Origin of the sequence: Pseudomonas sp. JDS08PS003, from assembly GCF_045013505.1 — a bacterium.
GTDB classification, from domain to species: domain Bacteria; phylum Pseudomonadota; class Gammaproteobacteria; order Pseudomonadales; family Pseudomonadaceae; genus Aquipseudomonas; species Aquipseudomonas protegens_B.
The window spans coordinates 962,524-982,288 of sequence record NZ_CP120724.1; the positions used below are offsets into that span (position 1 = coordinate 962,524).

Annotated in this window: 17 protein-coding genes and 1 pseudogene; 10 read left to right on the top strand and 8 right to left on the bottom strand. The window is 63.0% G+C overall.

Features of this window, described 5'->3' with window-relative positions:
• Nucleotides 1-30: 30 nt before the first annotated feature.
• The 3 genes from antC to antA are packed head-to-tail and all read right to left on the bottom strand — an operon-like array spanning nt 31 to nt 2,954.
• The gene (gene antC, locus P7C00_RS04315) at nt 31-1,053 is read right to left on the bottom strand and encodes an anthranilate 1,2-dioxygenase electron transfer component AntC (RefSeq protein WP_346633718.1); all 1,023 of its coding nucleotides are present in this window, start codon (nt 1,051-1,053) and stop codon (nt 31-33) included.
• An 18-nt stretch (nt 1,054-1,071) separates the two neighbouring features.
• Nucleotides 1,072-1,563, bottom strand: coding sequence for an anthranilate 1,2-dioxygenase small subunit (antB, locus tag P7C00_RS04320; protein ID WP_404938189.1), 492 nt, complete (start codon nt 1,561-1,563; stop codon nt 1,072-1,074).
• A gap of 2 nt (nt 1,564-1,565) precedes the next feature.
• On the bottom strand, nt 1,566-2,954 hold the full coding sequence (gene antA, locus P7C00_RS04325) for an anthranilate 1,2-dioxygenase large subunit (protein WP_404938190.1): 1,389 nt from the start codon (nt 2,952-2,954) through the stop codon (nt 1,566-1,568).
• A gap of 336 nt (nt 2,955-3,290) precedes the next feature.
• Here antA and P7C00_RS04330 point away from each other — a divergent pair, with 336 nt between their 5' ends.
• Nucleotides 3,291-4,304 (top strand): AraC family transcriptional regulator, encoded by a 1,014-nt coding sequence (locus P7C00_RS04330; protein WP_404938191.1) that lies wholly within the window; start codon nt 3,291-3,293, stop codon nt 4,302-4,304.
• A 208-nt stretch (nt 4,305-4,512) separates the two neighbouring features.
• Here the strand turns inward: P7C00_RS04330 and P7C00_RS04335 are convergent, their stop codons facing one another.
• Complete coding sequence (locus tag P7C00_RS04335; RefSeq protein WP_102878281.1) at nt 4,513-4,986, bottom strand: Lrp/AsnC family transcriptional regulator; 474 nt, start codon at nt 4,984-4,986, stop codon at nt 4,513-4,515.
• Nucleotides 4,987-5,174: 188 nt separating this feature from the next.
• Between P7C00_RS04335 and kynU the strand changes: the two genes are divergently transcribed.
• Nucleotides 5,175-6,425, top strand: coding sequence for a kynureninase (kynU, locus tag P7C00_RS04340; RefSeq protein WP_404938192.1), 1,251 nt, complete (start codon nt 5,175-5,177; stop codon nt 6,423-6,425).
• Between the two features lie 110 nt (nt 6,426-6,535).
• Nucleotides 6,536-7,949 (top strand): annotated as a pseudogene (locus P7C00_RS04345) (amino acid permease); the annotation flags it as partial.
• A gap of 708 nt (nt 7,950-8,657) precedes the next feature.
• Here P7C00_RS04345 and P7C00_RS04350 read toward each other — a convergent pair.
• The 3 genes from P7C00_RS04350 to P7C00_RS04360 all read right to left on the bottom strand — a co-directional run bounded on the left by P7C00_RS04350 (nt 8,658) and on the right by P7C00_RS04360 (nt 10,605).
• On the bottom strand, nt 8,658-9,029 hold the full coding sequence (locus tag P7C00_RS04350; protein ID WP_346633715.1) for a MerR family transcriptional regulator: 372 nt from the start codon (nt 9,027-9,029) through the stop codon (nt 8,658-8,660).
• A 62-nt stretch (nt 9,030-9,091) separates the two neighbouring features.
• Nucleotides 9,092-9,667 (bottom strand): NAD(P)H-dependent oxidoreductase, encoded by a 576-nt coding sequence (locus P7C00_RS04355; RefSeq protein WP_346633714.1) that lies wholly within the window; start codon nt 9,665-9,667, stop codon nt 9,092-9,094.
• Nucleotides 9,668-9,723: 56 nt separating this feature from the next.
• Nucleotides 9,724-10,605, bottom strand: coding sequence for a LysR substrate-binding domain-containing protein (locus tag P7C00_RS04360; RefSeq protein ID WP_404938193.1), 882 nt, complete (start codon nt 10,603-10,605; stop codon nt 9,724-9,726).
• A gap of 214 nt (nt 10,606-10,819) precedes the next feature.
• On the opposite strand from P7C00_RS04360, the gene P7C00_RS04365 reads away from it, so the two are divergent.
• Nucleotides 10,820-11,584 carry a sulfite exporter TauE/SafE family protein gene (locus P7C00_RS04365; protein ID WP_346633712.1) on the top strand — a complete coding sequence of 255 codons (765 nt, stop codon included), beginning with the start codon at nt 10,820-10,822 and terminating at the stop codon, nt 11,582-11,584.
• Here P7C00_RS04365 and P7C00_RS04370 read toward each other — a convergent pair.
• The gene (locus P7C00_RS04370; RefSeq protein ID WP_346633711.1) at nt 11,574-11,888 is read right to left on the bottom strand and encodes a putative quinol monooxygenase; all 315 of its coding nucleotides are present in this window, start codon (nt 11,886-11,888) and stop codon (nt 11,574-11,576) included. The two genes, P7C00_RS04365 and P7C00_RS04370, sit on opposite strands and share 11 nt — an antisense overlap.
• Nucleotides 11,889-12,091: 203 nt before the next feature.
• Between P7C00_RS04370 and P7C00_RS04375 the strand changes: the two genes are divergently transcribed.
• The 6 genes from P7C00_RS04375 (at nt 12,092) to P7C00_RS04400 (ending at nt 19,764) form a co-directional block, all read left to right on the top strand.
• Nucleotides 12,092-12,682 (top strand): NAD(P)H-dependent oxidoreductase, encoded by a 591-nt coding sequence (locus tag P7C00_RS04375; RefSeq protein WP_404938194.1) that lies wholly within the window; start codon nt 12,092-12,094, stop codon nt 12,680-12,682.
• Between the two features lie 75 nt (nt 12,683-12,757).
• Nucleotides 12,758-13,669 (top strand): LysR family transcriptional regulator, encoded by a 912-nt coding sequence (locus tag P7C00_RS04380; RefSeq protein ID WP_346633709.1) that lies wholly within the window; start codon nt 12,758-12,760, stop codon nt 13,667-13,669.
• Between the two features lie 342 nt (nt 13,670-14,011).
• Nucleotides 14,012-15,679 (top strand): gamma-glutamyltransferase, encoded by a 1,668-nt coding sequence (ggt, locus tag P7C00_RS04385; protein WP_404938195.1) that lies wholly within the window; start codon nt 14,012-14,014, stop codon nt 15,677-15,679.
• A gap of 212 nt (nt 15,680-15,891) precedes the next feature.
• Nucleotides 15,892-17,337: a SulP family inorganic anion transporter gene (locus P7C00_RS04390; RefSeq protein WP_346633707.1), complete on the top strand. Its 1,446-nt coding sequence runs from the start codon at nt 15,892-15,894 to the stop codon at nt 17,335-17,337.
• A 216-nt stretch (nt 17,338-17,553) separates the two neighbouring features.
• Complete coding sequence (locus tag P7C00_RS04395; RefSeq protein WP_346633706.1) at nt 17,554-18,903, top strand: gluconate:H+ symporter; 1,350 nt, start codon at nt 17,554-17,556, stop codon at nt 18,901-18,903.
• Nucleotides 18,904-19,764 (top strand): MurR/RpiR family transcriptional regulator, encoded by an 861-nt coding sequence (locus P7C00_RS04400; protein ID WP_346633705.1) that lies wholly within the window; start codon nt 18,904-18,906, stop codon nt 19,762-19,764.
• Nucleotide 19,765 lies beyond the last annotated feature (1 nt).

The following is a 19,765-nucleotide window of genomic DNA, read 5'->3' on the forward strand; positions in this document are numbered from 1 at the left end:
AGGACCGATCGCGGCTGAATGCTGACGGAATCAGATATTACTCTCGGTAAACCGCTCGTAATACAGCTGAACGCGGTTAAGTTGCTGTTCTTGCAGCCAGATCCGGATCGAATCGACCATCGGTGGCGGCCCGCAAACGTACAGGTCAGTGTCGTTGTCCCGCAGTTCGCTGCTGTCCAGGTGCTCGGTGATGTAGCCGCGCTTGCCCGACCAATCCGGGTCGGTGTCGCTGATTACCGGGGTGAAGCGAAACGCCGGCAAGCGCTCGCCCAGTGCCTGGATACGCTCCAGTTCGCACAGATCGGCACTGTGGCGCACGCCGTAGTACAGATGCAGTGGTTGCTGGCAGCCCTGCTCGACGATCTGTTCGAGCATCGCCAATAGCGCCGACAGTCCGGTGCCGCCGGCCACCAGCACCAGCGGACGGCTGATCTGGCGCAGGTAAAAGGCCCCCAGCGGCGCCTCCAGCGCAATGCTGTCGCCCACCAGGCAACGCTCGCGGATGTAGTTGCTCATCACCCCGTCGGGTAGCAGGCGGATCAGGAACTGCAGCTGGTTGTCCGCCCCCGGCCGGTTGGCGAAGGAGTAGGCCCGGCTGCTGTCGGTGCCAGGAATTCGCAGGCGCGCGTACTGGCCGGGGAGAAACTCCAGCGGTGCCTCGCTGCTGCCCAGGTCCAGGTGGAGGATGGCGGTGCTGTCCGACACTTGGCGCACATCGATCACCGAGCCTGTGCGCTGCAGCGGATCGGCGCTGTGGCACAGGCTGGAATCGAAGTCGAAGTAGAACGCCGCATCCGACTGCACCCGGGTCTGGCAGGTGAGCATCTTGCGTTGCTCCAGGTCCTGGGGCGAGAGGGCCTCCTCGTCCACATAGTCCTGGCTGTACTGGCCCGACTCGCAACGGCCCTGGCAGGTGCCGCAGACCCCTTCGCGGCAGTCCAGGGGGATCTTGATGCCGTTGCGCAGGGCGGCGTCGAGCAATATTTCATTGGCCTTGACCGGGAAGAACAGGGTCTTGCCGTCGGCAAAGCTGAACGCGACCTTGTGCGTCATGAAGAAATGTCCGTCGAGTCAGAGGTGGTAGAAATCGAGCACCGAGTTGATCGTGTCGTTGAGCAGCAGCACGTGCTTGCGCTGGATCAGCCAGCTGTCGCCGTGGGGCTTGAGGTCGTAGGTGGCGTGGCCATAGAAGTCCTCGGAGGTGGCCAGGCGATAGAACAGCGTGTGCCAGTTCAGGCGCACCTGCAGATGGCCGTTGTGGCCCTCGACGATCCGCAGGTTGCTGACCATGTGCAGGGTGCGCGGCATGGGAATGGTCGAGGCCGCCTTGCCGGTGCGCAGGCGGAATACCCGGTCCTCCAGCCCCGACCGGTTGGCGTAGTAGATCAGTGACATCTCGCGCTTCGGGTCCTGGGTGTAGACGTGTTCCGAGTCCCATTGCGGCAGGTGGAACTCGCTGTCCACGGCGAACAGCTGCAGGTAGGCGTCCCAGTCCTGGGCGTCGCAGAGTTCGGACTTGCGATAGAAGAATTGCTCGATCTGGTACTGCAATTGCGCATTCATGCTTACACCTCACGCAGTTTCAGGGGCTGGCGCTGCAGGCCGTCGAGGAGGAACTTCTGCCAGTTTCGGTGCTGGTTGACGTACAGCCCCTCATGGGTGATTTCGGTGCCGGTCATGGCCGGCTGGATGCCCAGGTTCTCGCTGTTGGCGGTGGGCCCGCTGACCCAGCGGTGATGGCCGCGCGAGACATCGCTCCAGCGCTCCAGGCGCCCCTGGAAACCGCGCTGGGCTTCGCGAAATTCCACCAGGTCGTCCGGCGTGCCCATGCCCGAAACGTTGAAGAAATCTTCGAACTGGCGGATGCGGTTTTCCCGGTCGGCGTCGCTCTCGCCCTTGACCCCGATGCACTGGCTGATGATCTCGGTCTTGTTCCAGGCAATGGGGCGGATGATCCGCAACTGCGAGCTGATCTGGTCAAGAAAGAACAGGCTCGGGTAGATGTTCAGGTTGCGCAGGCGGTGCATCATCCACTCGGCCTTGGCCTGGCCGTGTTCTTCCACCAGGCGCGGCATGATGCTGGCGTAACCGGAACGCACGGCCGGGTTGGGCATCTCGCTGAACAGCACGCTGTGGCCGTTGTTGAAGGCGAACCAGCCGTCGTCGGTGCTGGCGTCGCCGGCGCCCAGCTTGCTGTAGTCCAGGGTGGCGCTGCTGCCGGTGCCGTTGTCGCTGTTGACCTGCTGGCGGTGCTGCACCGTGGCCACGTAGTTGTAGTGAACGGTGCTGACGTGATAACCGTCCAGGCCGTTCTCGTTCTGCAGTTTCCAGTTGCCGTCGTAGGTGTAGGCCGACTTGCCCGGCAGCACCTCCAGTTCACCGTCGGGGGACTGGGCGACCATCATGTCGAAGAAGATCCGTGCATCGCCGAGGAAGTCTTCCAGGGAATTGTCGGCAGCCACGTCCAGGCTGATGAAGACAAAGCCCTTGTAGCTGTCGATGCGGGCCTTCTTCAGGCCACGGGTGGCCTTGTCGAAACCCTCGTCGTATTCCCCTGGCGCCTTGACCTTCACCAGGCGCCCGTCGCTCTTGTAGCACCAGGCGTGGAACGGGCAGGTGAAGGTCGACTGGTTGCCCTTGCCCACCCGGGTCAGGGTAGTGCCGCGGTGCTGGCAGGCGTTGATCAGGGCATTGAGCCGGCCTTCGCCGTCACGGGTGATGATCATCGGCTGGCGCCCGGCACGCATCGTGATGAAGTCGTGATTGTTGGGCAGTTCGCTTTCGTGACAGGCGTAGATCCAGTTCTTTTCGAAGATCAGCTCCATCTCCAGATCGAACAGCTCGGGTTCGGTGAACATCTCCCGGGCGATCCGGAACACCCCGTCCGCGGGGCGAAAATCCAGGCAGCTGTGGATGAAGTCTTGCCACTGCTCGACGTTTCTTGCACCACTCATGAGTCGGTACCTTTTTTATTCAGGCCAATCGGGTGCCGTCATTAGAGAGAGTGCAGGGCGCCGGTGGCTATCCGCTTAGTCGGCCAAGGCCATCCACAAAATTGCCTGGGTAGCCTCTACCCACAATCGTGCGGATAAGCGATCGACGGCTGCATCGCGGGGCGCTGATCGGCTACTGTGAGTCCTGCCAAAGAGGACGAGGGGGCGGGGTTATCCACTTAGTTGGCGATTGCTATCCACTGGGTTGGCAGCATCGTCGGCTGGCGCAAAACTTGCCCTGTCACACAAGACGCGCCGTCAGAGCGCGCTGAATAAAATTGCCGTGGGTGCGCCGTGATGAATAGCAAGGCTGATGGGCTGTTTCGCGAGATTCGGATCGATCGTTATGACCTCGAAGGGGCCAGGAACTGGATGGCGGGCATCTGCGGCCCCCACCGTCTGGAAACCGCGAACCCCGAACGCATCCGTTTTCACCACAGTGCCAATGTGCTCAGGTCGCGCTCCACGACCCTGGGCATCATCGAGTACGGCACCGATGTGGTGGTGGATATCGAGGACACCGAGCGCTTCAGCAGCTACAGCCTGAGCCTGCCCCTGTGCGGCGAGCAGGAGCTGAGCAAGGACGGCCGCCTGCTGCGCTCGGATCGTGGCCAGGGAGTGATCATTGCCCCCAACGAAAGCCAGGTACTGGCCATCTCCGGAGACTGCCGCAAGTTGCAGGTGGTGATCTCCCGGCCGGCCATGAGCGAGGCCCTGGAAACCTTGCTGCAACGTCCGGTGCAGCAGCCGCTGCGCTTCGAACCGGCCATGGATGCACTGCATGGCGCCGCCGCGGCCTGGTGGCGCATGGCGCATCACTTCATTGGCGAACTGGCCCAGGGCAACGAGCTCTACGAGCAACTGGCCTTCACCCGGGAAATCGAAAGCTCCCTGATCAAGGGCCTGATCCTGGCCCAGCCCAACAACTACTCCACGGAGTTGCGGGCGATGCTCGGGGTCAAGCTGCCGCATTACCTGGTGCGTGCCCGCCAGTACTTGCACGAGCATGCCCGGGAGGCGGTGCACCTGGAGGACCTGGAAGCCGCCGCCGGCGTTTCGCGCTTCAAATTGTTCGAGGCCTTTCGCAAGTACTTCGCCCTGTCGCCCATGGCCTATCTCAAGCGCCATCGGCTCAATGGCGTGCGCCAGGACATTCTCGAACACGGCGCGGCGCGCAATATTTCCGAGATTGCCCTGGCCTGGGGTTTTACCCACCTGGGGCGGTTTTCCGCGGAGTACCGCAAGCTGTTCGACGAGGCGCCGAGCGCCACGGCCCAGCGCCACCAGGCGCGGCGCCCGGTGGGGTTCTAGGCTCTGTACGAAAACTACCTGCACTTCGATCAGACTGCGCACTGCGCACTGCGCGCCTTCGGCGCTACGTAGAAACAGGCTCGTGCGCGAGTCCGATCGAAATGCTCATTTAGGCCCCTAAAGTCGAACGCGACCCCGGCCGTTCCTCGCCTGTTTTTGCCTTGCCTGATCTTTGCTCGGCGAGTTTTCGTACAGACCCTAGGACGGGCTACTTGCGCAGCACCAGATCCAGCAGGCCGTCCTGTTCCTTGATCTTCTGCAAGACGATTTCCGAGCGGATGTCGGTGACCCCGGACGCGCGGTTCAGGTGATTGACGATGAAATCCGAGAAGTGCTTGAGGTTGCGCGCCCGGATGCGCAGCACGTAGTTGCTGGCGCCAGTGATCACGTAGGCGGCGACCACTTCCGGCCATTGCTGGACCTTGCTGATAAACGTCTCGTGCCAGCCTTCCACGTCCTGGCGCAGGGACACATGGACGATGGCTTCCAGCTCGATCCCCAGGCGCTCGGCGTTGAGCTGAGCGCGGTAGCCGCTGATGATGCCGTCGCCTTCGAGCATGCGCAGGCGGCGCAGGCAGGCGGAGGGTGAAAGGGCGACTTTCTCCGCCAGTTCCTGATTGCTGATACGCCCATCCTGTTGCAGGAAGTGCAGGATGCGCAGGTCGGTGGAGTCGAGGGTCATGGCTGGCATAAATCCGCGTTTTTTATTGGAGGATTAGAATTTTATTCGAGAGTAGTACGGTAACGCGCTGCACTTTGCACGAAAATTCTCCGCGGCTTCGTCCATTATTTCCTGAGTTTGCGGGTTGCCCAGACCCCGTGCCCGGCCCACGCAAGGCGGGCATGACATTGACCAAGACAGGACTTCCAATGATCGATAAAAACCACTGCCTGCGTCTCGATGAACAGGACCCACTGGCGCCGTTGCGCCAACAGTTCGCCTTGCCCGAAGGCGTGATCTACCTCGACGGCAACTCCCTGGGTGCTCGCCCTGTGGCCTCCCTGGAACGGGCCCGGCAAGTGATAGAGCAGGAGTGGGGCGACGGCCTGATCCGCAGCTGGAACAGCGCCGGCTGGCGCGACCTGCCCCAGCGCCTGGGGGACCGCCTGGCCCCATTGATCGGCGCCGGTAGCGGCGAAGTGGTGATCACCGACACCACCTCCATCAACCTGTTCAAGGTCCTCAGCGCCGCCCTGCAGGTGCAGGCCGAGCGCGCCCCCGAGCGGCGGGTGATCGTTTCCGAAAGCAGCAACTTTCCCACCGATCTGTACATCGCCGAAGGCCTGACCCGGATGCTCCAGCAGGGCTACTCCCTGCGCCTGGTAGACAGCCCGGAACAACTGCCGGCGGCGATCGACCAGGACACGGCGGTGGTGATGCTTACCCACGTCAACTACAAGACCGGCTACATGCACGACATGCAGGCCGTCACCGGGCTGATCCACGAAGCCGGCGCCCTGAGCCTCTGGGACCTGGCCCACTCGGCGGGCGCGGTGCCGGTGGAGTTGAACCGCAGCGGCGCCGACTACGCCATCGGCTGCACCTACAAATACCTCAATGGCGGTCCGGGTTCGCAAGCCTTCGCCTGGGTCGCTCCTGCCCTGTGCAATCTGGTGACCCAGCCACTGTCCGGCTGGTTCGGCCATGCCCGGCAGTTCGACATGGCCACCCATTACGAGCCCAGCAACGGCATTGCCCGCTACCTGTGCGGCACCCAGCCAATCACCTCCATGGCCATGGTCGAGTGCGGCCTGGAAATCTTCGAACAGACCGATATCCAGAGCCTGCGGCGCAAGTCCCTGGCCCTGACCGACCTGTTCATCGAACTGGTGGAACAGCGTTGCGCCGGCCATGACCTGAAGCTGGTGACTCCGCGGGATCACGCCAAGCGCGGCAGCCACGTGAGCTTCGAACACCCCGAAGGCTACGCAGTGATCCAGGCCCTGATTGCCCGTGGTGTGATTGGCGATTATCGCGAGCCGCGGATCATGCGTTTCGGCTTCACCCCGCTCTACACCCGCTTCAGTGAGGTCTGGGAAGCGGTGCAGATCCTCGGTGAAATCCTCGATGAAAAAACCTGGGCCCAGGCGCAATTCCAGGTGCGTCACAGCGTGACCTGATCGGGCTCCTGCTTCCTGGTCGCCGCAGCCTGCGGCGATCAGGACAAGCGGCACAAGGATGGGCCGTCACATCGTTCATACGTGCACACAACAATAAAGAGGCACTCAAAGTGACCACCTCCAACAAGGGTTTCGAAGCGATTTCCAATCGCGAGCACGGCCTCAGGCGTCAGCTGACCGCCGGCCAGATGAGCATGATCGCCATTGGCGGGGCCATCGGCACCGGCCTGTTCATGGGCAGTGCCTACGCCATTGGCTATGCCGGCCCCAGCGTGCTGTTGAGCTACGCCATCGGCGCGCTGATCACCCTGCTGCTGATGGGCTGCCTGGCGGAAATGACCGTGGCCCATTCCACCTCCGGTTCCTTCGGCGCCTATGCCGAGTTCTACATCAGTCCCCTGGCCGGGTTCCTGGTGCGCTATGCCTATTGGGCGGCCATCGTGCTGGCGGTGGGCGCCGAGGTCACGGCCATTGCCATGTACATGAAGTACTGGTTCGCCAACGTCCCGGAATGGGTGTGGATCGTCTCCTTCTCCAGCGTGCTGGTGCTGCTCAACGCCATCAGCGTGAAGACCTTCGGCAACTTCGAATACTGGTTCTCTACCATCAAGATCGCCGCCATCGTCGGTTTCATCCTCCTGGCGGTGTACGTGGTGTTCGGCTCCGGCAATCCTGACTACGGCGTGCACAACTACACTGCCCACGGCGGCTTCTTTCCCAATGGTTTCGAAGGCATGTGGATCGCGGTGATCGTGTCGATCTTCAGTTACCTGAGCGTGGAAATGATCGCGGTGGCGGCAGGGGAGGCCAAGGACCCGCAACGTGCGGTGAAGCAGGCGTTTCGCGCCACCATCGTGCGGCTGGTGGTGTTTTACCTGCTGACCCTGGCTCTGATGCTGGCCATCGTGCCCTGGGTCCAGGCGGGCAAGGCCCAGAGCCCGTTCGTTACGGTGATGCAGACTATCGGTATTCCCGGAGCCACCGGGGTGATGAACTTCGTGATCCTGATCGCGGCCCTGTCGGCGATGAACAGCCAGCTCTACATCACCACGCGGATGATGTTCAGCCTGTCCCGCGCCGGCTTTGCGCCAAAGTCCATGGGCGCCCTGAGCAAGACCGGGATTCCGCTGAATGCCTTGCTGCTGTCCAGCTCCGGTATCGCCCTGGCGACCCTGATCAACGTGCTGTACCCGGAGAGCTCATTCGTTCTGATGATGGCGATCTCGATGTTCGGCGCGATCTTCACCTGGTTCATGATCTTCCTCACCCACTACTGCTTCCGCCGTTATCACCAGCGTCAGGGTGAACAGCAACTGTCGTTTCGCATGCGTCTGTTTCCCTACAGCACCCTGCTGGGGCTGGTACTGATGGGAGCGGTGATGATCACCACCTTCTTCACCGAGGCGTTCAAGATGACCCTGGTGTTCGGGGTGCCCTTCCTGCTGTTGCTGACCCTGGTCTACTGCCTGTGCTTCCGTAAGCCCAGGACGGTCGCCGGACTGTCCGAGGTCTGAGGCCACGCCTCCCGGATGTCCAGCAGCTTGGCCTGCTCTCGTACGTATAGCTCGTACGTATCGGTGGAGGCCGGTGTACCGGCCGATCACCCCATTCGTAGGCTTCGCATCTTGATCGATACGATTCTCCGCGAGCTGAGCGATCTGCTGGACACCCGCTATGCGGACGCTGGGCGGCCGTCGATTCCGTCTGAGCGGATTCTCCGGGCATCGCGGGTGCAGGTTGTGTATAGCGTGCGTAGTGAGCGACTAAGGAGGGTGGTTAGGTCTCGCCACCTTGCGAGGCTGGGTCACCTGGGCCTTAGCGGCTTACAATGTGATCCGCCTGGGCGCAATCGCTGGGTGGTGGCAGCCATCCCCGACTTGAGTTGTGGTGAGTGTCGCGCTTGCGACGAACGAGCTGACTTGAAAATCGAAAGCCTTCAAAGGTGCTGCGCATGACAAATTGGCAACGTGGTGACTTAGTCGAGCTAGACGGCCTTCTTGCGGTCGTGGTCGGCATTGAGGGGGACCCAAATGTCCCCGAGGAACACATCGCAGCTTGGTTTGGTGCCCCAAGTTGCATCCGAAAGTCTGAGGGCGGAGCTGGTGGAGCGAGTCCGGAGGTCTGGACGGTGCCAGCGTACTTGTTCGTGCGAGCCGCTGAGCCTGATTGGCGTCACTAATTAATTGAGTTTTCTATCGGAATGCACTTTTCTGCTCCTTTCTTAACGACCCGCTAGAGGCTGCCCAGGGGGCACTCCTCGCGAGCCTGTTGCAGGCTGGTCTCGAAGACTTCGAGCCGGCTCTGCAACTGCTGCAAGTCATCGATCTGTTGTTGCAGCTCGCGCCTCTTTTGCGCCAGGGCGGCCTGGGCCCGATCCCAGGGGAACGCCTGGCCCGCGTGCGTGGCGAACACCTGCTGCAATTCCTTGAGCTTGAAACCCAGCTGCTGGGCGCACTTGATGAACATCAGCTGTTCGACGCTCTGGGCGTCATACAACCGATAGCGGCCCTGGCGCGGCGCGGCCGGCAGCAGGCCGATGGCTTCGTAATGGCGGATGCTCTTGACTGTGGTCCCGGACAGTTGCGCGGCTTGGCCGATGTACATGAAAACTCCTTGTTCAGTACCGGTTGCGGGCGGTGGACGGCGTTGCGCATTATCCGGCGGATTCACAGCCTGGCAAGGTACTGCGCCTGCATCAGCCAATCGGCCTTGCGCTCTTCACTGGCGTCCAGCACCGGGCCAAAGGTCAAGGTGCGCAGCGGCTTGATGCCACAGAAGGCCAGGGTGGTGCGGCGCATCTGCTGCAAGCCGGGCATGCGATAGAACCAGCGGAAATACCAGGGCGGGGTGTCCATGGTCACCAGCAGGTGGGCGGTGCGGCCCTTGAGCAGTTGCTCGGGAAAGGCCTTGCCGGGGCGGTACTTGAAGGCGAAGCCCGGCAGCAGCACGCGGTCGAGAAAACCCTTCATCAGGGCCGGAATCCCGCCCCACCAGATGGGGAACACCCAGGTCAGGTGTTCGGCCCAGAGGATGTCGGCCTGAGCCTGTTGCAGATCGGTCTCCAGGGGTTGGATCTGCCGGTAGCCTTCGCGCAGCACCGGATCGAAGTGCAGGTCGCCGAGCCTGAGCTGGCGCACTTCATGACCGGCCTCTTGCGCTGCCTTCACGTAGCGCTCGCTCAATGCCGCGCACAGGCTGTGGCGCGAAGGGTGGCCGAGAATCACCAGGATGCGTTTGCTCATTGCCGTGGTCCTTGAGGAATAAACCTCAAGGCTAAAGTCTGCCCCTAAGGGGAGAGTCAAGGCGGCAGCAATGCCGCGCACAAACCTTGGGCATACAGCGGCAGTGCCGCGAAGTCGCGGGCGCACAACAGCAACCGGCGACGGGCCCAGGCTTCGCTCAAGGGGCGCGACTGCAAGGGCAGGTGACGGTTGCGCTCCAGGGCGGCCAGGGGCACCAGCGCCAGCCCGGCACCACGGGCCACCATGCGCAGCAGGGCGTCGAAACCTTCGGCGCGGATGCGCAGTTGCATGCGTCGTCCCAGGTGCAGGGCCTGTTCCTCCAGATACACCGCCAGGGCGCTGTGGCTGGCCAGGCCCACGTAGTCGTGGGCCAGGGTGTCGCTGAAACTGGGGGTGGGCTGCAGGCTCAGTGGGTGATCCAGGGGCATCACCAGGACCAGCGGATCATCACGCAAGGGTCGGCTCATCAGCCCCTGGATATCCACCGCGTCGGAGACGATACCCAGGTCTGCCGCGCCCTGGCGCAAGGCGTGGGTGATGCGCTGGCTGGGCAGTTCCTGCAGGTCGATATCCACCTGGGGATGGTTGCACAGGAAGTCCGCCAGCAACTCTGGCAGGTACTCGCTGAGGGCGGTGGTGTTGCACAGCAAGCGCACCTGCCCCTTGATTCCCTTGGCGTATTCGGCGAGGTCCTGTTGCAGGTGTTCGGCGTACAGCAGCAGCGTCCGGGCATGTTGGGCCAGGGCCTTGCCGGCGGGTGTCGGGCTGATGCCGCGGCGCCCGCGTTCGAGAAACTCGATGCCCAGGGAGGCTTCCATGGCGCGGATTCGAGCGCTGGCGGCGGCCAGGGACAGATGGCTGCGAGCGGCCCCGGCGGTGATGTTGCCGGCCTCGAGAACGTTCAGGTACAGCCGCAGGTCGATCAGATCGAAGTGCATGAATGATTCCCCAACCAGCAGTTTCTTATGCAGGAGCCGACTTGCCGGCGAAGAGGCCTTCGGATTTTGCACCGGGCTTGAGCGCGCCTTCGCTGGCAAGCCAGCTCCTACGGATGTGTGGGCAATAGGTTTTGTATGTGCCTATTGCCTGACAAGAGGCTGGCTCAGTATATGGCAGATTTCCAGCTCGGCGAGCAGGGCGCAGGATAGGCCCATGAACAGCTCTCTCGCGTTTTATCAGAATCTAGGAATGGCCCTTTCTCTGCTGGTCATCGGCACCTTCGTACTGGCCGGCATGGTCAAGGGGGTGATCGGTCTCGGGCTGCCCACCATTGCCATGGGCTTGCTGGGGTTGGCTATGGCTCCGACGCAGGCTGCGGCCTTGCTGATCATTCCGGCGACCCTGACCAACCTCTGGCAACTGGCCTTTGGCGGGCACCTGCCGGCCTTGCTCAAGCGTCTGTGGCCGATGCTGCTAGCGATTTTCGTCGGCACTGCAGCCGGTTCCCTGTGGCTGGGCCTCGATGGCGGGCATGGGGTGGTGCGGGGGCTGGGGGGTGCCTTGCTGCTGTATGCGCTGAGCGGTCTGTTGCTGCCGAGCTTGCGGCTCGCCCCTGTCCATGAGTGCTGGCTGGCACCGTTGTGCGGGCTGATTACCGGCGTCATCACCTCCGCCACCGGGGTGTTCGTGATCCCGGCGGTGCCCTATCTGCAGGCCCTGGGCTTGAACAAGGATCAGTCGGTGCAGGCCCTGGGCCTGTCGTTCACCGTCTCGACCCTGGCCCTGGCCGCCGGCCTGCTGTGGCGTGGCGCCCTGGGCAGCGCTGAGCTGGGGGCTTCATTGCTGACCCTGGCCCCGGCGCTGTTGGGCATGTGGCTGGGGCAATGGTTGCGCCAGCGCATCAGCGCGCTGCTGTTCAAGCGGGCGTTCTTTATCGGCCTGGGGCTGCTGGGCGGGCATCTGTTGATCAGCGGCTAGCTGAGGTCGCGCTAAGCATGTCGATGGCGCGGATTTCGAAGTCCTGCTCCAGGTAGTCCATGCGGGCCTCAAGGAACTGCCGCATGTGCGGCAGGTTGGAGTGGATATCCAGCGCCTCCTGTGAGGCCCAGACCTCGTAGAAAATGAACAGGCTCGGGTCCTGCCGGTCCCGCAGCATGTGGTATTCGATGCAGCCTGCTTCGGCGCGACTGGCCGCCACGTGCCCGAGGAAGAAGGCTTCGAAAGCGTCGGCGCGCTCGGGACGGGTCTTGGCGTGGAGGATAAAGGCCTGGGGCGTGGACATGCTGTAAGCGCTCGCTGCGTTGGAGGATGTTGAAAATTCTAAGGCAACAATCCGCTGTCGATTCGTGCGTTTGAGTCAAATGTATTTTGAACAACCCGGGCTTATTCTCCGGCCCTTGCCTGATTACCCTGCCGCCATCGTTTTCAATCTTCACAGCCCGCCGCTACCGATGCGCAACGGGTTGTTCCCGATGAGGCTGGATCATGAAAAAAGTACTGCTGCTCAATGGCGCCAAGCAATTCGCCCACTCCGATGGCCGCTACAACGCTACCCTGCACGACACCGCCCTGGCGGTACTGGATCGTGGCGGCCTGGAGGTCAAGGTCACTCACATCGACGAGGGCTATGACATCCAGGAGGAAGTGGCGAAGTTTCTCTGGGCTGACGTGATCATCTATCAGATGCCCGGCTGGTGGATGGGGGCGCCGTGGATCGTCAAGAAGTACATCGACGAAGTCTTCACCGAAGGCCACGGCAGCCTCTACGCCAGCGATGGCCGGACCCGTTCCGACGCCTCGCAGAAGTACGGCAGCGGCGGCCTGATCCAGGGCAAGCAGTACATGCTGTCGCTGACCTGGAACGCACCGCAGCAGGCCTTCGACGACCCCACCGACTTCTTCGAAGCCAAGGGCGTGGACGCGGTGTACTTTCCATTCCACAAGGCCAACCAGTTCCTCGGCATGAGCGGTCTACCGACCTTTCTCTGTGTCGACGTGATGAAGCGCCCGAACATCGAAGGCGACGTGCAGCGTTACGCGGAGCACCTCAAGGCGGTGTTCAATCTCCCGGGCTGAATCCGGCTACTATTGAGAGCCTTGAGGCCGGCCTCTGGTTTTGCGGGGGCCTACCACCGCTGATAAAGGACTCCTGTGAAAGCCCGATCCGACGAGTTGCAAGTGTTCGTCTGCGTCATCGAGTGCGGTTCGATTTCCGCCGCCGCCGAGCAATTGGCCCAGACCCCTTCGGCGGTCAGCCGCACCTTGTCGCGGCTGGAGGCCAAGCTCGACACCACGCTGATCAACCGCACCACTCGGCGCATGGACCTGACCGAAGAAGGGCGCTATTTCTTCGAGCAGGCCAAGCTGATTCTCGACCAGATGGACGAGCTCGAAGAGCGCCTGTCCTCGCGCCAGCGCAACCCGTCCGGGCGCCTGCGGATCAACGCCGCGGCGCCCTTCATGCTGCACGCCATCGTTCCCTACGTGGCCGAGTTCCGGAGCCTGTACCCGGATATCCAGCTGGAGCTCAACAGCAACGACCTGATCATCGACCTGCTGGAGCAGAGCACCGACATCGCCATTCGCATCGGCGTGTTGGCGGACTCGACCCTGCATGCCCGCTCCCTGGGCTGCAGCCCGCTGCATATCCTCGCCAGCCCGGACTACCTGGCCCGCCACGGCACGCCGCAAAGCGTGGCCGAACTGGCCGAACACACCTTGCTGGGCTTCACCCAGACCGAGACTCTCAATCACTGGCCATTGCGCCATGTGCACGGTGACCGCTGGCAGATCCAGCCGGGCATCAGTGCCTCCAGCGGCGAGACCCTGCGCCACCTGGCGCTGGAGGGGCAGGGCATTGCCTGCCTGTCGCATTTCATGACCATCGACGACATCCGCGCCGGGCGCCTGCAACCGGTGCTGGCCTCGTTCAACAGCGGTTATCGCCAGCCGATCAACGCGGTGTACTACCGCAACTCGCAACTGGCCCTGCGCATCCAGTGCTTCCTGGATTTCATCCAGGGCAAGCTGGCGGACTACGCCAACCCCCAGTTCCAAGGCTGAAGGCTTCCCCGTTCCCTGCCTGCCCCTCGTAGGAGCCGGCTTGCCGGCGAAGGGGCCCTCGGATTTTGCGCAAGTCTCGAAATCGCCTTCGCTGGCAAGCCAGCTCCTACGGTGGCCGCACGCAGCGGATCTCTCTGGCAACCGATCCCTTGTAGGAGCCGGCTCGCCGGCGAAGAGACCCCGGGTTTTGTGCAAGTCCCGAAATCGCCTTCGCTGGCAAGCCAGCTCCTACGGTCATCCATGTTTGTGGGTTGGGACGGGTGTACTGCGATTGGCGATTGCCCAAACCCAGGTTCCGGGCCTATGTTCTTGCCGTTCGATAACAAGAAAAGGAAGGACCTTATGCGCATTCTGTTGTTCAAGTCCCTGGCCCTGACGGCCGCCATCGCCGCCAGCAGTTCGGCTTTTGCCGTGACCCTGGAAGGCGGTGCGGTGGCCGCGCCCAACCAGTACGGCGCCGATGTCGCGGCGCAAATCCTGAAGAAGGGCGGTAACGCGGTGGACGCCGCGGTGGCCACGGCCTTCGCTCTGGCAGTGACCTACCCCGAAGCCGGTAACATCGGCGGTGGCGGTTTCATGACGATGTACGTCGACGGCAAACCCTACTTCCTCGACTACCGGGAAACCGCGCCCAAGGCCGCGACCCGGGACATGTACCTGAATGAAAAGGGCGAGGTGATCGAGAACCTGAGCCTGGTGGGCGCCCGCGCCGCCGGGGTGCCGGGCACGGTGATGGGCCTGTGGGAAGCTCACCAGAAGTTCGGCAAGTTGCCGTGGAGCGAGTTGATCACTCCGGCCGTGGGCTACGCGAAAAACGGCTTCAAGGTGGCGGACAAGCAGTATCAGTACCGCGAGGATGCGTTGAAGCTGTTCAACGGCACCACCAACTTCGGCGACTACTTCGGCAGCATGAAGCCGGGTGAAACCTTCCGTCAGCCGGAGCTGGCCGCCACCCTGGAACGCATCGCCGACCAGGGCGCCAAGGAGTTCTACAGCGGCAAGACCGCCGACTTGCTGGTGGCGCAGATGCAGGCCGACAAAGGCCTGATCACCAAGCAGGACCTGCAGGACTACAAGGTCCAGTGGCGCCAGCCACTGCAGGTCACCTTCCGCGGCAACACCCTGTACACCGCACCGCCGCCCAGTTCCGGCGGGGTGGCTCTGGCGCAGTTGATCAGCATCAAGGAAGAGCGCGCTGCAGACTTCAAGGGCGTCGAGTTGAACTCGGCCAAGTACATTCACCTGTTGGCGGAAATCGAAAAACGCGTGTTCGCCGACCGCGCCGACTACCTGGGCGATCCGGCGTTCTCCGAGGTGCCGGTCAAGCAACTGACCGACCCGGCCTATCTGAAAAAGCGCGCCGCCGAGGTCAACCCGAATGCCATCTCGGCCACCGAAAAAGTGCGCCCCGGGCTTGAGCGGCACCAGACCACTCACTTCTCCATTGTCGATGCCCAGGGCAACGCGGTGAGCAACACCTACACCCTGAACTGGGATTACGGCAGCGGTGTGGTGGTCAAGGGCGCAGGCTTTCTGCTCAATGATGAAATGGACGACTTCAGCGCCAAGCCAGGCGTAGCCAACGCCTTCGGCGTGGTGGGTGGCGATGCCAACGCCATCGCCCCGGGCAAGCGCATGCTGTCGTCCATGAGCCCGAGCCTGGTGACCCGCGACGGCAAGGTCACCCTGGTGCTGGGCACCCCCGGTGGTTCGCGGATATTCACCTCGATCTTCCAGGTGCTGAACAATCTCTATGACTACAACCTGCCCCTGGAAAAAGCCGTGGCCGCGCAGCGCGTGCATCACCAACTGCTGCCCAAGGACACGATCTACTACGACGCCTATGCGCCGCTCACCGGCAAGGTCGCCGATGAGCTGAAAACCATGGGCTACACCCTGGAAGACCAGGGTTGGGAGATGGGCGATATCCAGGCGATCCGGGTCAACGGCACCCAGCTTGAAACCGCTTCCGACCCACGCGGCCGCGGTGTCGGCAAGGTCGTCAAATAACCGCTGAACCCCGGTAGGAGCCGGCTTGCCGGCGAAAGGGCCCGTGAATCTGATGCCAGATCCAACGGCCTCTTCGCTGGCAAGCCAGCTCCTACATTCGTTGTGCAGGCTCCGACGGCCGGCTGGTCGCCGGAGGCTCAATTCCGTAACATTCCCCGCCTTCTTTCCGCTCTCCCAGGGCCGCGTCCGTCGGTCCGCCTATCAGGTCAATCATGAAAGCAAAACGTCTGCGTGCCGATGTCCTGGCCGGACTCACAACCTCGTTCGCCTTGTTGCCCGAATGCATCGCCTTCGCCCTGGTGGCCCATCTCAATCCATTGATGGGCCTGTATGGCGCCTTCTTCATCTGCACCCTGACGGCGCTGTTTGGCGGTCGGCCGGGCATGGTGTCCGGCGCTGCCGGTTCCATGGCGGTGGTGATCGTCGCCCTGGTGGTGCAGCACGGGGTGCAGTACCTGCTGGCCACGGTGTTGCTGGGCGGGCTGGTGATGGTCGCCTTTGGCCTGCTGCGCCTGGGCAAGCTGGTGCGCATGGTGCCGCACCCGGTGATGCTGGGTTTCGTCAACGGCCTGGCGATCGTCATTGCCCTGGCTCAGCTGGAGCATTTCAAGAGTGGTGAGCATTGGCTCAGCGGCCAGCCGCTGTACCTGATGGCCGGGCTGGTGGCGCTGACCATGGCCATTGTCTACCTGCTGCCACGGCTGACTCGGGCCGTGCCGCCGGCCCTGGTGGCGATTCTCGGCGTGGGCTTGCTGGTGTACCTGCTGGGCCTGCCGACCCGCACCCTGGGTGACATGGCCCACATCGCCGGTGGCCTGCCGAGCCTGGCGCTGCCCCAAGTGCCGTGGAACCTGGAAACCCTGGGCATCATTGCGCCCTACGCGTTTCTGATGGCCATGGTCGGCCTGCTGGAAACCCTGCTGACCCTGAACCTCACCGACGAAATCACCGAGAGCCGCGGCTACCCGGACCGCGAATGCGTGGCCCTGGGCGCGGCCAATGTGGTTTCGGGAATGTTCGGCGGCATGGGCGGCTGCGCGATGATCGGCCAGACCGTGATCAACCTCAGTTCCGGTGGCCGCGGGCGCTTGTCCGGGGTGGTGGCCGGGGGGCTGATCCTGCTGTTCGTGCTGTTCCTGTCGCCGCTGATCGAGCGCATTCCCTTGGCGGCGCTGGTGGGGGTGATGTTCGTGGTGTCGCAGCAGACCTTTGCCTGGGCCTCGTTGCGGGTGATCAACAAGGTGCCGATGAACGACGTGCTGGTGATCCTCGCCGTGACCGTGATCACAGTGTTCACCGACCTGGCCATGGCGGTGTTCTGCGGCATTGTGATCGCGGCCCTCAACTTCGCCTGGCAGCAGGCCCGGGAGCTGTACGCCGATGCTCACCTGGAGGCCGACGGCAGCAAGCTCTATCACTTGCACGGGACCCTGTTCTTCGCATCCACCACGCCGTTTCTCAATCAGTTCGACCCGGCGGGTGACCCGCAGCAGGTGACCGTCGACTGCCGCCACCTGAGCTTTGTCGACTACTCGGCCGTCGCCGCCTTGAAGACCTTGCGCGAGCGCTATGCCAAGGCCGGCAAGCAGCTACGGGTGCTGCACCTGTCGGAGCGATGCAAGAAACTGCTGAAACGGGCCCGGGTGCAACACGACTGAGGCCTGCGGGCGAGTGAGAGAGCTCGCCCGTTTTTCAGTGATAGGGGGTGAAAATACCCACTGCGGATTTTCATCGCCGCCGCTTTTGCATAGCTGTTCGCGACAAAGCCTGCCTCTTTACGAAAATTAGTTTCACTTGGCTTGAGACTCATCTCCTTAAGTGATTAATGAGTTTCACAACCATTCCAAAGTGACACTGTCTTCAAGGAGGAACCCATGGCTCCTGCATCGGGTTACTGGCTGCTGGGCTACGCCGCAGTCGCCATCATTGCGCTGATCGTGCTGATCGCTCGCTACCGACTCAATCCCTTTATCGTCATCACTCTGGTGTCCGTCGGACTGGCGTTGATGGCCGGCATGCCGCCGTCCGGCGTGGTGGGTGCCTATGAAGCCGGGGTCGGCAAGACCCTGGGCCATATCGCCCTGGTGGTGGCCCTGGGCACCATGCTCGGCAAGTTGATGGCCGAATCCGGCGGTGCCGAACAAGTGGCGCGGACCCTGATCGATCGTTTCGGCGAGCGCAACGCTCACTGGGCCATGGTGTGCATTGCCTTCCTGGTGGGGCTGCCGCTGTTTTTCGAAGTGGGTTTTGTGCTGCTCATCCCCATTGCCTTTACCGTGGCGCGGCGGGTGGGGGTGTCGCTGCTGATGGTGGGCCTGCCCATGGTCGCCGGGCTGTCGGTGGTCCATGCCCTGGTGCCGCCCCATCCGGGGGCGATGCTGGCGGTGCAGGCCTATCAGGCGTCGGTGGGGCAGACCCTGCTGTACGCGCTGCTGATCGGCGTGCCCACGGCGATCATTGCCGGTCCGGTGTATGCCCGGTTTATCGTGCCGCACATTCATCTGCCGGCCGAGAACCCCCTGGAGCGTCAGTTCATTGCCCGTGAGCCGCGCCTGCGCCTGCCGAGTTTCCGCCTGACCATGGCCACCATCCTGCTGCCGGTGGTGCTGATGCTGATCGGTGGCTGGGCCAACCTGCTGGCGGAACCCGGCACCGGGCTCAATCAGTTCCTGCTGTTTATCGGCAACTCGGTGATCGCCCTGCTGGTGGCCACCCTGGTGAGTTTCTGGACCCTGGGGCTGGCCCAGGGCATCAACCGTGAATCGATCCTCAAGTTCACCAACGAATGCCTGGCGCCCACGGCCAGCATCACCTTGCTGGTAGGTGCCGGTGGTGGCCTCAACCGGATTCTGGTCGACTCCGGGGTCACCGAGCAGATCGTCGGCCTGGCCCATGAATTCCAGCTGTCGCCGCTGTGGATGGGCTGGTTGTTCGCGGTGCTGATGCGGGTCGCCACCGGTTCCGCCACCGTGGCCCTGACCACCGCTTCCGGGGTGGTGGCGCCGGTGGCCGTCGGTCTGGGTTATCCCCATCCGGAGTTGTTGGTGATTGCCACCGGGGCCGGTTCGGTGATTCTGTCCCACGTCAACGACGGTGGCTTCTGGCTGGTGAAGGAATACTTCAATATGACCGTCATTCAAACCTTCAAGACCTGGACCGTGCTGGAGACGCTGATTTCGGTGATCGCCTTTGGCTTGACCCTGGGACTCGCGGAGCTGTTGTAGATGGACATTCTTTATCAGATCCGTTCGCGCCTGGATGACTTCAGCGCCGGGGAAGGGCGGATCGCCCGCTTGCTGCTCGACGACGTGGGCTTTGCCGCCTCCGCCAGCCTCGACGAACTGGCCCAGCGCGCCGAAGTCAGCGCCGCCACCCTGTCGCGCTTTGCCCGCAGTGTCGGTTGCCGCGACCTGCGCCAACTGCGTTTGCAACTGGCCCAGGCCAGCGGTATCGGCAGCCGCTTTCTCGACCCGGCCGGGGCGCCCGAACAGTCCGGTTTCTACCGGCAGATCCTTGGCGATATCGAGTCTGCGCTACATCAGCACCTGGCCGGTTTCGAGGAGGCACGGTTTGCCGATGCGGTGCGCTTGCTGGGGCGGGCACGGATGATCCACGCCTTCGGCATGGGCGGCTGCTCGACCCTGTGCAGCGATGAACTGCAGGTGCGCCTGGTGCGCCTGGGCTACCCCATCGCCGCCTGCCACGACCCGGTGATGATGCGGGTCACCGCCGCCGCCCTGGGGCCGCAACACGCAGTGATCGCCTGTTCCCTGACCGGCCTCACTCCCGAGTTGCTGGAACCGGTGGCCCTGGCCCGCAACTACGGTGCCGGCATCCTCGCCATTACCCTGCCCGAGTCACCCCTGGCCCAACTGGCGGACGTGGTGCTGCCCCTGCATAGCGCCGAAACCTCATTCATCTACAAACCCACCGCGGCCCGCTACGGCATGCTGCTGGCCATTGATGTGCTGGCCACCGAGCTGGCCCTGGCCCTGCCCGATGACAGCCAGGAACGCCTGCGGCGAATCAAGCTGGCCCTGGACCATTACCGGGGCGGCGACGACTGCCTGCCCCTGGGAGACTGAC